General features: G+C 45.2%; 10 protein-coding genes. 5 read left to right on the top strand and 5 right to left on the bottom strand.

Features of this window, described 5'->3' with window-relative positions:
• Positions 1-116 precede the first annotated feature (116 nt).
• Complete coding sequence (gene carB / locus EWV66_RS00965; protein ID WP_287107614.1) at positions 117-3,362, bottom strand: carbamoyl-phosphate synthase large subunit; 3,246 nt, start codon at positions 3,360-3,362, stop codon at positions 117-119.
• A 287-nt stretch (positions 3,363-3,649) separates the two neighbouring features.
• Between carB and EWV66_RS00960 the strand changes: the two genes are divergently transcribed.
• Entirely contained in the window at positions 3,650-4,690 is a 1,041-nt protein-coding gene (locus EWV66_RS00960; protein WP_052278038.1) for an adenosine deaminase, read from the top strand.
• A 90-nt stretch (positions 4,691-4,780) separates the two neighbouring features.
• Here EWV66_RS00960 and EWV66_RS00955 read toward each other — a convergent pair whose 3' ends face one another.
• Positions 4,781-5,188 carry an MAPEG family protein gene (locus tag EWV66_RS00955; RefSeq protein ID WP_002763339.1) on the bottom strand — a complete coding sequence of 136 codons (408 nt, stop codon included), beginning with the start codon at positions 5,186-5,188 and terminating at the stop codon, positions 4,781-4,783.
• 8 nt (positions 5,189-5,196) lie between these two features.
• Positions 5,197-5,703, bottom strand: coding sequence for a hypothetical protein (locus EWV66_RS00950; protein WP_002741066.1), 507 nt, complete (start codon positions 5,701-5,703; stop codon positions 5,197-5,199).
• 211 nt (positions 5,704-5,914) lie between these two features.
• Between EWV66_RS00950 and EWV66_RS00945 the strand changes: the two genes are divergently transcribed.
• The 4 genes from EWV66_RS00945 (at position 5,915) to EWV66_RS00930 (ending at position 9,439) form a co-directional block, all read left to right on the top strand.
• Positions 5,915-7,156, top strand: coding sequence for a GNAT family N-acetyltransferase (locus EWV66_RS00945; RefSeq protein WP_072925836.1), 1,242 nt, complete (start codon positions 5,915-5,917; stop codon positions 7,154-7,156).
• A complete protein-coding gene (gene ruvX, locus EWV66_RS00940; RefSeq protein ID WP_004161525.1) occupies positions 7,156-7,593 on the top strand; it encodes a Holliday junction resolvase RuvX in 438 nt (145 codons plus the stop codon). The genes EWV66_RS00945 and ruvX overlap by 1 nt, the downstream gene beginning before the upstream one ends.
• Positions 7,594-7,680: 87 nt before the next feature.
• A complete protein-coding gene (locus tag EWV66_RS00935; protein WP_287107615.1) occupies positions 7,681-8,289 on the top strand; it encodes an IS607 family transposase in 609 nt (202 codons plus the stop codon).
• Positions 8,267-9,439 carry an RNA-guided endonuclease InsQ/TnpB family protein gene (locus tag EWV66_RS00930; RefSeq protein ID WP_079205890.1) on the top strand — a complete coding sequence of 391 codons (1,173 nt, stop codon included), beginning with the start codon at positions 8,267-8,269 and terminating at the stop codon, positions 9,437-9,439. The genes EWV66_RS00935 and EWV66_RS00930 overlap by 23 nt, the downstream gene beginning before the upstream one ends.
• 85 nt (positions 9,440-9,524) lie before the next feature.
• On the opposite strand, the gene EWV66_RS00925 is transcribed toward EWV66_RS00930, so the two are convergent.
• Both EWV66_RS00925 and EWV66_RS00920 read right to left on the bottom strand, forming a co-directional pair.
• Positions 9,525-10,340, bottom strand: a complete 816-nt coding sequence (locus EWV66_RS00925) for a TPM domain-containing protein (RefSeq protein WP_185237527.1) — start codon at positions 10,338-10,340, stop codon at positions 9,525-9,527.
• A complete protein-coding gene (locus EWV66_RS00920) occupies positions 10,337-11,599 on the bottom strand; it encodes a vWA domain-containing protein (protein ID WP_185237528.1) in 1,263 nt (420 codons plus the stop codon). Before EWV66_RS00920 ends, EWV66_RS00925 begins: the two co-directional genes overlap by 4 nt.
• Between the last annotated feature and the right edge of the window lie 199 nt (positions 11,600-11,798).

The raw sequence follows: 11,798 nt of genomic DNA, 5'->3' as shown, positions 1-11,798 counted from the left end.
GATAACTGATAACTGATAACTGATAACTGATAACTGATAACTGATAACTGATAACTGATAACTGATAACTGATAACTGATAACTGATAACTGATAACTGATAACTGATAACTGAAATTAGGCGAGATAATCCTGTAAAGCTTTCACCTCTAAAGGTTGGGATTGCAGGGATTTTAAGGCCGCTACCGTCGCTTTTGCCCCAGCGATAGTGGTGATAATTGGTAACTTATAATCGAGGGCAGTACGGCGAATTTGTCGGCCATCGTTTTGGGATTCTTCACCACTGGGAGTATTGACAATAAACTGAATCCAGTCATTTTTGATCCAATCGATAACGTGGGGACGACCTTCGTGAATCTTTAGCACTAAATCGATATTTTCGCAACCGTTTTCTAACAAAACTTTACGAGTTCCAGAAGTGGCGACGACGCGAAAACCGAGGGATTGCAGATCCTTAACCACGGGGACCATGGGGGTTTTATCGCGATCGCTCATCGAGACGAAAACCGTCCCACTGGTGGCTAAAATCACGCCGGCGGCCATTTCTGCTTTAGCGAAAGCTTTGCCAAAATCGCTGTCAATCCCCATTACTTCCCCTGTAGAACGCATTTCTGGTCCCAGGAGAGTATCAGCACCGGGGAACTTCTGGAAGGGTAAAACCGCTTCTTTGACGGCAATATGACGGGGAATTGCTTCGCTGATGATACCCAATTCCGTCAGGGTTCGGCCCGACATGACGAGGGAGGCAACTTTTGCCAGAGGAACTCCCGTTGCTTTGGAAACGTAGGGAACAGTACGACTAGCGCGGGGATTCGCTTCTAAGATATAAACTGTCTCCCCCTGTACCGCATACTGGATATTCATCAAACCGATTACTTTTAAAGCTTTCGCTAGTTCCACCGTCCATTGTCGAATTGTGGTTAAAACCGAGGCGCTCAGGGACGTATGGGGGATAGAACAGGCAGAATCGCCCGAATGTACGCCTGCTTGTTCGATATGTTCCATTAATCCCCCGATAACGACTGTTTCCGTGGCATCTGACAGGGCATCCACATCCACTTCGATGGCATTTTCGAGGAATTTATCGATTAAAATCGGGTGATCCGGTTCTATCTGTACCGCATACTTCATATAGCGTTCCAATTCGCTATCGGAATAGACGATTTCCATTGCCCGACCGCCTAAAACATAGGACGGACGTACTACGACTGGATAACCAATACGTTGAGCCACTGCTTGGGATTCTTGGAAACTGCGGGCAATACCGTTGGGAGGTTGTCGGATATCTAATTGTCGGAGGATTTGTTCAAAACGTTCCCGATCTTCGGCAGTATCGATCGAATCGGGTGAAGTTCCCCAAATTTTGGTATTTACGGGACAATTAGGCGATTCTAAATATTTTTGCAGGGGAACGGCCAGTTTTAAGGGAGTTTGCCCACCGAATTGAATAATTAAACCCTCTGGTTGTTCCGCTTCGATGATATTTAAGACATCCTCTTTAGTCAGGGGTTCAAAGTAAAGGCGATCGCTGGTATCGTAATCGGTGGAGACAGTTTCCGGGTTAGAGTTGACCATAATCGTCTCAAAACCGGCTTGACTGAGGGAAAAAGCGGCATGACAACAACAGTAGTCAAATTCTATCCCCTGGCCGATGCGATTGGGACCACCACCGAGGATCATCACTTTGCGTTTATCGGAGGGTAAAACTTCCGATTCTACCTGTTCGTAGGTGGAATAATAATAGGGTGTTAGGGCCTCAAATTCTGCCGCGCAGGTGTCCACCATTTTATAGACTGGAACAATACCTAAACCCTTGCGATAACTTCTCACTTCGTCCTCGCTGCTGTTGGTGGCGAAGGCGATTTGGCGATCACTAAAACCCTGTTGTTTAATAGCGAATAAGTCCTCTTGGCTGAGACTTTTCAGGGGAGTTCGTTTGAGAAACTTCTCGGTTTCCATCAAATCGGCCAATTTATCGAGGAACCAGGGATCAATCCCGGTTAGTTCGTGGATTTCCTCCCCATTCATGCCCAATTTAAAAGCATGATAGATACTATAAACTCGTTCGGGGTTAGGTGTCCGCAAACCGGCGCGGACTTCCGAGAGGGGGGGGAGAGTTTCGATTTTATCGCAACCAAAGCCAAAACGTCCCGTTTCTAGGGAGCGAAGAGCTTTTTGAAAGGATTCTTGGAAAGTTCGACCGATAGCCATGGCTTCCCCGACGGATTTCATCTGGGTGGTTAGAATCGGTTGGGAGCCGGGGAATTTCTCGAAGGCAAAGCGAGGAATTTTGGTGACGACGTAATCGATAGTCGGTTCAAAGGAAGCCGGGGTTTTTTTGGTGATATCGTTGGGAATTTCGTCTAAAGTGTAGCCTACTGCTAGTTTAGCGGCAAATTTAGCGATCGGGAATCCCGTAGCTTTCGATGCTAGGGCCGAAGAACGGGATACCCGGGGATTCATCTCAATCACGATTACGTCGCCGTTAGTGGGATTAACGGAGAATTGGATGTTTGATCCGCCGGTTTCTACGCCAATTTCCCGAATAATTGCCTTAGAATAGTCCCGGAGGCGTTGGTATTCTTTATCGGTCAGGGTTTGGGCGGGCGCAACCGTAATCGAGTCGCCGGTATGAACCCCCATCGGGTCAAAGTTTTCGATCGAACAGATGATCACCACGTTATCGGCTAGATCGCGCATTACCTCTAATTCGTATTCTTTCCAGCCAATTAGGGATTTTTCGACGAGAATTTGCGATGTAGGCGAACAATCTAGCCCATACTGAGCCATCGGTTCAAATTCTTCTTGGTTATAGGCAATACCGCCCCCGGTTCCTCCTAAAGTGAAGGCAGGCCGGATAATGAGAGGATAGGAACCGATCTGATGACCGATCGCTTTTGCCTCCTCTAAATTGTTGGCAATCCCCGAAGGACAGACGGGAACACCGATTTTCTCCATTGCTTTTTTGAATAGTTCCCTATCTTCGGCTTTTTCAATAGCGGGAAGTTTTGCCCCGATCAGTTCCACGTTATATTTTTCTAAAACGCCGCTTTTGGCTAAAGCTACCGCAGTATTCAGGGCAGTTTGACCCCCCATAGTCGGTAGAATCGCATCGGGGCGTTCTTTGGCGATAATTTTCTCGACAATTTCCGGCAGAATCGGTTCAATGTAGGTGCGATCGGCCATTTCTGGATCGGTCATGATCGAGGCGGGGTTAGAATTGACTAAAATTACCTCATAACCTTCTTCTCGCAGAGCTTTACAGGCTTGAGTTCCCGAATAGTCGAATTCACAGGCTTGTCCGATGACAATCGGGCCAGCGCCCAAGATTAGGATTTTTTGTAAGTCATCACGGCGTGGCATAGGCTTAGGGTTGCTTGAGGATAAACCCCAATCATTGTATATGTTGTCACCCTCGATCCCGCAAAGCTTTATTTAGGTTTAATGACCTTATTGTGTCCCTCAGCCTTCAGCCTTGAATCAGTGATCAGATCTGAGCCTTGTACTAGCGACTGTTCACTATCTCCCCGCTCCCCAACACCCAACCGATCACCGAATAGGTACTAATAATATTTGGCAACAATTGTCAAACAATTGTAAAACTTCGTTATATTTAAGGAGCATTTGAGAGACTAAGGAGCAGCGGAGTTGTGGCTTTATACGCGGATTTGCATCGGCATTTAGGGGGATCGGTAGTACCGAGAATTCTCTGGCGCTACTTTCACAGACATGAGCGGGATTTAGCGGCCAAATTCCAGGAATACCCCGCTTTTGAGGAATTTTACACCCGCAAACGCAATAGTTTAGATGAGTATTTGGAATTACACACCCTCGTCGAAAGTGTTCAAACCGCCCAAACTTTGCCCTATTTTATCTATCGTCTGATTCGCGGTGCTTACATCTTCGAGAATCTTGCCTATTTAGAATTGCGCTATACTCCCTACTATCGCACCGACGAACATTTGAACCAAACAGAGCGAATCGAGCAAATGCGCTCGATTGTCGAGATCGTCGGTCAAGCCTCGAAAATGAGCGAATATCCGATTATTACCAGTCAAATTCTCTGTATGCACTCGCGACTTCCCTACGAAGTCAACAAAGCGATCGTTGATCTGGCCCTAGAGATGAGAGAATACGTCTGTGCGATCGATATTGCTGGGGGTGATTCCCACTACCAGACTCGACTAGAGGAATTTGCCGGTTTATACGGTTATGCCCAAGAAGAGGGTTTAAATACCACGGGCCATCTTTACGAAACAAAGGACGGTTGTTATCCCCAATTACTGCCCTATCTGCAAAGAATTGGTCACGGTATTCAAATTCCCCTACGATATCCAGAATTGCTGCCAGAAGTTGCCCGTCGTCATCAATGTTTAGAAGTCTGTCCCACCACCTATTTAAAAACTGGCACCCTTGAAAGTTTATCGCAATTAAAGATAGTCTTCGATCGCTGTTTTGAAGCGGGGGTTGATATTGCTATCTGTACCGATAATGCCGGTTTACACAATGTCCGGCTGCCCTTCGAGTACGAAAATTTACTCACCCTGGACGTGATCGATTTCCGACAATTACAAGCTTGTCAAGATGCGGCTTTTCGTCATGCTTTTGCCTGGCCCTACAGTCAAAAACCCGCCTCACTTTTAACTGGTTTGTTATCAGTGGATAATCCCAAATTACCGGTTTATCAGTAACAGAATTAACTTTAGTTCGGGTTAAGCAAATTCTTTACCGCTCCCGAACTATAGCGTTTTCCGACTCTCCTGCATCTGGTTTGGGGAATTCTACTGAATCTTGATTAAACTCAACCCAAAGAGAGTATAGGTACAGAGAGAGCCGAGACCGAACATCAGGGAACGAGCGATCGGGACATTAGTGATATAAAAAAGGGAAAATAGAAGCCGGAGGATCACGAAAGCGATCGCACAGACAGCGGCCAGGGATGAGGATACTCCTGTAACGTAGGCCATGAGAGCGGCAGCACTATAGATCATAAAGGTTTCAAAACCATTTTGATGGGCCCAAGTTGCTCGTTTAGCGTAGTCTGGGAGTTGGTCGAACATGGCCCGGGGAGCGGAGGTATCGTAACCCACCTTAGCTCTAGCGTAAGCCACCAGCAGAAAAGGTAGATAGACAGAGATAGCGGCAGCCACTATCGAATAGAGAAGAATGGCACTGACGGAGAGATTCATCGCTGAATTTAGTCAAAATAAAATAGGGTAACTAGCTTGCGTTGATCTTCCGCTTCCGCGCAGGTTTGCAAAAGGGTCTGACTGTCGTGGAAAGCAAAACAGATTAACTGTTGACAACGATTGATAATCTCGCGATTACAGAGGCTGCTGGCTTCCCCTAGGGATAGATGGTCATTTTCGGGACATTCCACCAGATGGATAACCTGCTGGAGTTGTTCTTGGGATTCCAGGGGCTGGCGATCGAGACTTTGGGGTAAGATCACGGTTAACAGATTAGGATCTGCCCGCATTGCCCCCTTAATGACGGCGGAATTGGTTCCCGTCGCCCCGGAGGTCATAATCCGATTGCCCGCCAGCACGAGGGCATAGGCCATCATTTCGATCAATTGCTGGTGTGTGATGGGAACGTGACGGGAACCCAATAAGGCGACGCGCTTAGAACCGGTCTGCTGAATGGCGGCTAGTTCTTGAGCTAGAGTGTCTAGGGTGTTAGTGGTATCTACAGATTGACTCAAAGACTTTTACTGCAAATTCGGACTGATTAACCGTCCGTTATTGTAGCATCCAATTGTCATAATCGGAAATTTGGCCCAAAAAACCCCAGCTACCGATCGAGGTGTCCTTTCTGTGGCAGTCTCCTTGAGCCGTCAGAAATTGTTATTGGTGGGGAAGTGCCTCTAGATTCTGCTGTAAGATAGGTGCATAGACGATATTTACCCCAGAGCCATGACCACTTCTCCTGTTCCCCAAGGGGACGATTTTAGCGATCGCCAGATCCGTCCCGTACAATATCGGGATTTGGAAGACATTGAAGCTTTAACCCTGGATGACTTCGATGAGGATATTGATCGTCGCGCCCAAAATTTCCGCACCCAGGTGCAGCAGGTGCGGCCTTGGTTTGGGTTATTTAAAATTCTCAGTTTTTTTCCCAATCCTCTCCAACACCGTTTTCATGTCTATGTGGCTGAGTCCATGGCCAATCGGGGAGAAGAAGGGAAAATTCGCGGGGCAATCCAAGTCACCCCTTTTAATAGTAGTCGCAGCACTTGGCGGGTGGAACAGGTGCGGGTGCATCCAGGGGAGTCTTTAAGCGAACCCAAGGGCATCGGGGCGCAATTACTGCGTTATTGTCTAGAAACGGTTTGGGAAGCGCGCACCTGGGTGTTAGAGGTTAATATCAATCAAAAGGACAGTTTGGCACTTTTTCGGCAACACGGTTTTCAGCCTTTGGCAGAATTAACCTATTGGTCTTTACCGCCGCAATTATTACAGGAATTGAGCAAACAAGAGGCAGATTTACCGAATTTACTGCCTGTGAGCAATGCTGACGCTCAATTGCTCTATCAGTTAGATTGTGTGTCTATGCCGCCGCTACTGCGTCAGGTATTTGATCGCCATATCCAGGATTTTAAAATCAATTTAGTTGATAGTTTGCTCGGTCGCTGTCAAGGTTGGTGCGGCGGTCCGCAAATTAGTCGCGGTTACGTTTTTGAACCGCAACGAAAAGCGGCGATCGGTTATTTTGAATTAATTCTATCTAATCGGGATGAGCGACCCCATCAAGCGAAATTAATTGTCCATCCCGCCTACACTTGGCTCTATCCTAAGTTATTAATCCAGATGGCCCAGATCACTCGCAAGTATCCCGCTCGCTCGCTAGAGTTGATATCTGCTGATTATCAGCACGAAAGACGGGAATATCTGGAACAATTGGGAGCAATCCGCAGTTCCCACACCCTGATGATGTCGCGCTCGGTATGGCACAAAATCCGCGAAACTAAGCCAGAAAATTCCGCCCTGGCAGAAATGCTGCAGGGTTTACAACCGGTGCCGCGAACTCCCATCCCTAGTCGGATGTCTTGGTTAAAATGGCCCAATAATCCCCCCCTAGACTCCCTCGACAGTCCGGGAGAACTTCCCCCAGTTAAACCGCCCTCGGAACCCCCCGATCAGGGGCATCCAGTGTGATGGAAAGAGTCGCCGCCTTGGGCTTAGATATCGGCAAAAAACGGGTAGGAGTGGCAGGATGTGACGGCACAGGTTTAATCGCCACCGGTTTAACCACGATTATCCGTTCTTCCTTTGTTGCTGACCTACCACAGTTTGAGGCAATTGTCAAGGAAAGAAATATTAAGATTTTGGTAGCGGGACTGCCCTATACCATGGCGGGAGAGTTAGGATTTCAGGCCAAACAGGTACAAAAATACGCCCAGAAACTAGAGATCGCCTTGGATTTGCCCCTCGAATACATTGATGAGCGTTGCACGTCCCTAGAGGCGGAAGAATTCTTAAAAGCCAAAAAACAGTTTTCCTCTTGGGATAAGGGAGCGATCGATCGGGAAGCGGCGGCGATTATTTTACAACAATGGCTCGATCGCCGAAGGCGAGTTAATACTGTTGTTTGAGGAGTTGACGGCAAGGGTTAATCACAGAAACCAAAAACCTAACTAATACTATCCAAAATTACTCATGACTTATGCTATAATAGCTTTATGAGTAAGTTAACCATATCGGAAGCCGCTAAATTGAAAGGTGTAAGCGTATCGACGTTAAGGCGTTGGGAGTCTGAAGGTAAACTAATTCCAGAACGGACTGCTAATGGGCATCGTCGTTATACAATTTCTCAGTTGCTTGGAGTAAAAGAGAATCTTTCCTATACTGTTGGCTATTGTTGTGTTTCTAGTCATGACCAAAAGAAAGATTTAGAACGTCAAAAAGAAGTTGTCGAACTGTTTTGCGCTCAAAACGGTTGGCAAGTTGAAATTATAGACGACTTAGGTTCAGGACTTAACTACAACAAAAAAGGATTAAAGCGATTAATTCGGTTGATTGTTGATAGTAAAGTAGAGAGATTGGTCTTAACTCATAAGGATAGATTACTTAGATTTGGTAGTGAACTAATCTTTAGTCTGTGTGAGCAATTCGGAACTGAAGTTGTCATTATCAATCGAACTGAAGACAGTACATTTGAGGAGGATTTAGCGCCGGATGTCTTAGAAATCATTACGGTATTTTCCGCTAGATTGTATGGCTCTAGAAACCATAAAAATAGAAAAATCGTAGAGGAGTTAAGAGACGTTGCTACTAGGATTCAAGACTGAGTTAAAACTAAATAATCAACAACGCTCATTATTAGCCCAACACGCAGGAACCGCACGTCATGCTTGGAATTGGGGTTTGGCTTTAACCAAGCAAATTTTAGACCATAATCAAGCTAACCCTGATGAAAAAATCAAGTTTCCTACGGCTATTGACCTTCATCAATGGTTGGTAGCATTGGTAAAATCAGAGCATGATTGGTATTACCAAGTGTCTAAATGCGCCCCCCAATGGGCGTTAAGAGCTTTATCTGATGCTTGGAAAAGATGCTTCAAGAAGATAGCTAAACCACCAAATTTCAAGAAGAAAGGTAAACAGGATAGTTTCACTTTAGATGGGAGCATTAAAATTGCCCATCAAAAGATAAAAGTTCCTGTGATTGGTTGGTTAAAAACTTACGAGCGGCTACCTGATGGATACCAGCCAAAATCTGTTACTATTAGTAAAAAAGCTAATAGGTGGTTTATTAGTTTTAAGATGGAAGTTGAACAGCAAACAACCAATAAAACTTATGATGTAGTTGGTTGTGATCTAGGAATTAAATCTTTGGCTACTTTATCGACAGGTGAAACGTTTGAAGGCTCTAAAAGTTATCGTAAATACGAAAAACAATTAGCCAGACTTCAATACTTGAACCGACATAAGGTAAAAGGTTCAAATAATTGGAACAAAGCCCAACGGCAAATAGCTAAACTTCATTTTAAAATAGCTAATATCCGTAAAGATACGTTACATAAACTCACCACTTATTTAGCCAAGAACCACGGCCAGATAGTAATTGAGGATTTAAATGTGTCTGGGATGATGGCTAATCACAAATTAGCTAAAGCCGTTCAGGATATGGGTTTTTACGAGTTCCGAAGACAACTTGATTATAAAACTCAGTTGTATGGTTCGGAATTAATCATAGCCGATAGGTGGTTTCCTAGCAGTAAAACCTGTTCCAATTGTGGGTACAAAAAAGAGTCTCTATCTTTAACTGAAAGAGTTTTTGAGTGTGAGCAATGCCATGTAGTTTGCGGTCGAGACTTGAACGCTAGTCTGAATCTAGCTTCTTTGGCGGTGAGTTCCACCGTGTCAGCTTGTAGAGTAGATAGTGCCGACACTACTACAGTGAAGCAGGAAGTTAACGTCAAATTTGCTCATGAGTAGATTTGAGTAAGTTTAACAGAACGGAACTGGTAGCCAAAGCCTCTATTGACACTCCCCGAAGCGCTCATGGGAGGGAGTGTCAACTCTACCAATCACCGCCGCCGCCACCCCCACCGCTACTGCCACCGCCGAAATCACCACCATCATAACCGCCACCACCATAACCACCACCATCATAACCGCAATAGTCGCTATTGCCGTTGCTGCCACCACTGCGGCCACCTCGACCATTGCCACCAACGGCACAACGAAAATAAACAAAATATAGAATTAACATCAAGGGAAAAGACACTCCCACCATCAGGATAGCCAAAACAAGATGAAGAATGGACATTGCGATTTGAGGCTTAAATTCAGTTTGTCGCAACCCATAAGCACTACGGAGAAACCCGCTCACAACTGTTACACCTGCTCGAATACCTTCTTCGTAGTTTCCCGTTTTGAAGCTAGGAATCATGCAGGTGTAGATAATATCCTTGACCTGAGCATCGGGTAAAAATCTTTGGACTCCATAACCGGTCTCGATTTCTACCCGTCTATCCTTGAGGGAAACGAGGATTAAAACCCCGTTATCTTGCGATTTTTTGCCGATTTTCCAACGATTAAATAGGGCTGTGGCGTAGGCTTTGGGGGTAGGATAGGGTAAGGTATCGGGGACGGTGACAACAGCAATTTCTGCGCCGGTTTCTACCTCTAATTTGGCTATGTCACCGGAAATTTGCGTAACACCCGCCCGACTTAAAATATTAGCTCGATCGCTGACCCATAATCCCCCGTGCGGATTTAGTTTCGGTATTTGTTCGATGGGAATAGCGTTGACTAAGGGGGGTAAAATAACAGGGGGAAGAGCGAACATTGTCACCAGAAAAATTCCTAGGGGCAAGGGGCGAATTTTAATCATTTTCCTGTCTCTCCATCGGTTTGTAGTCTTGTTTTAGCAATAATGCGGGTTTTCTTTAAATCTCCCTCGCTCAATTCTTCTCCCACCTGTAAACGGGTGGCATTAGTTTGGAGGACAGTGGCGGCGTTTTTTTCTCCCAATTGTAAGGCGGTTTTGGCGGCGGTTTGTAGCATGGTGGCGGCGGCTGCTCGATCGCCCTGTTTTAATTTTTCTTCAGCGATTTGGGTTTGACGATATTTGGCTAAAGTCAGAGTCGATTTCTGAACTTGCTCGTTTAATTGGGATTGATAGATAGCTTGGGAGGCGATATCAAGGCTAACAGTCGCAGTTTCTAGCCCTTTTTGACCAGAAGCGGGATCATCGTAGCGAATCTTCACCTTAGCTATGGTATAAGTACCGGGGGGAATTTGGTCGATATAGAGATTGAGGAGGATAATTTTTTCTTCATCTATCATTAAATCACCCAAACGGGTGATGTAAAAATTGCCCTCTTTTTGTAGGCTCATTTCTATAGTTTCTGGGGCAACTTGGGCAATGGGTTTTAACTCCGCTAAATGAGTCCGAGCATCTAATTCTAATTGCAGGAAAGCGTTAGTTAACCGGACAGATTGCAAACGGTTAAATAGACGAGTAAATTCAATTAAAGCCTGTTCGGGTCTTTCGATATAAGATAAACTTCCGCCAGCGATATCGGCAATTTTTTCTAGGATATCTTGATTCCAATGATCGCCAAAACCGAAGGTATTTAAGGTGATACCGTACTCAGCTGCTACTGCGGCTAATTTTAAACAGCGTTGATTATTTCCGTGTTCATTTTCACCATCGGTAAGCAGAAAAATATGAGACACATAACCTTTGCTGCCGGTGGAACTTTCTTGAATACCTAATTTTATCCCTTCATCGATCGCCGTACCTCCTCCCGCTTGTAATCGTTGAATTTTTGAGCGAATTAAGGTCAGATCATCCTGTCGCAATTGGGAGGGAAGAATAACTTTGGCGCGATGATCAAAAGCTATCACCGAGAGACGATCATTAACCCCGAGGGATTCTATTAAACTGAAGGCCGCTTTTTTGACCGTTTCTAGGGGTTTTCCCTGCATAGAACCGCTATGATCGAGAACTAAACAAAGATTAATCGGTAAATTTGTGTTAATCTGTTCACTGGTGGCGGCGATCGATAGCATCAGTTGACGTTGACTGCTGGTTTGATTAGCGTCGATATGACTATCACTCAAGGCCGATTTTAGAGTTACCCGCATAAGAGTTTTTAATCGTGGTCGTTGATATTTCTATTGTAATGAGTATAATTAGATTTGTGCTTATTTTCCCATCCGACATCGAGTTATACTTTGCACGGCTACAACTTGCATTTTTTACTCAAGGACAATAATATAGTTTAAGAGTCATAATTAGAAGCAAAGCACTCATTAAAAACATGATTAACCTAGAATTCACGGA

Source organism: Microcystis sp. M_OC_Ca_00000000_C217Col, from assembly GCF_007095585.1.
In the GTDB taxonomy this organism is placed as follows: domain Bacteria; phylum Cyanobacteriota; class Cyanobacteriia; order Cyanobacteriales; family Microcystaceae; genus Microcystis; species Microcystis panniformis.
The sequence above is the reverse complement of the archived record's forward strand: the minus strand, read 5'-3'. Positions and strand labels throughout refer to the sequence as shown.

Coding starts and splice junctions, on each gene's coding strand:
- EWV66_RS00935 (WP_287107615.1), top strand. CDS start 7,681: ATGAGTAAGTTAACCATATCGGAAGCCGCTAAATTGAAAGGTGTAAGC.
- EWV66_RS00920 (WP_185237528.1), bottom strand. CDS start 11,599: ATGCGGGTAACTCTAAAATCGGCCTTGAGTGATAGTCATATCGACGCT.
- EWV66_RS00945 (WP_072925836.1), top strand. CDS start 5,915: ATGACCACTTCTCCTGTTCCCCAAGGGGACGATTTTAGCGATCGCCAG.
- EWV66_RS00955 (WP_002763339.1), bottom strand. CDS start 5,188: ATGAATCTCTCCGTCAGTGCCATTCTTCTCTATTCGATAGTGGCTGCC.
- ruvX (WP_004161525.1), top strand. CDS start 7,156: ATGGAAAGAGTCGCCGCCTTGGGCTTAGATATCGGCAAAAAACGGGTA.
- carB (WP_287107614.1), bottom strand. CDS start 3,362: ATGCCACGCCGTGATGACTTACAAAAAATCCTAATCTTGGGCGCTGGC.
- EWV66_RS00925 (WP_185237527.1), bottom strand. CDS start 10,340: ATGATTAAAATTCGCCCCTTGCCCCTAGGAATTTTTCTGGTGACAATG.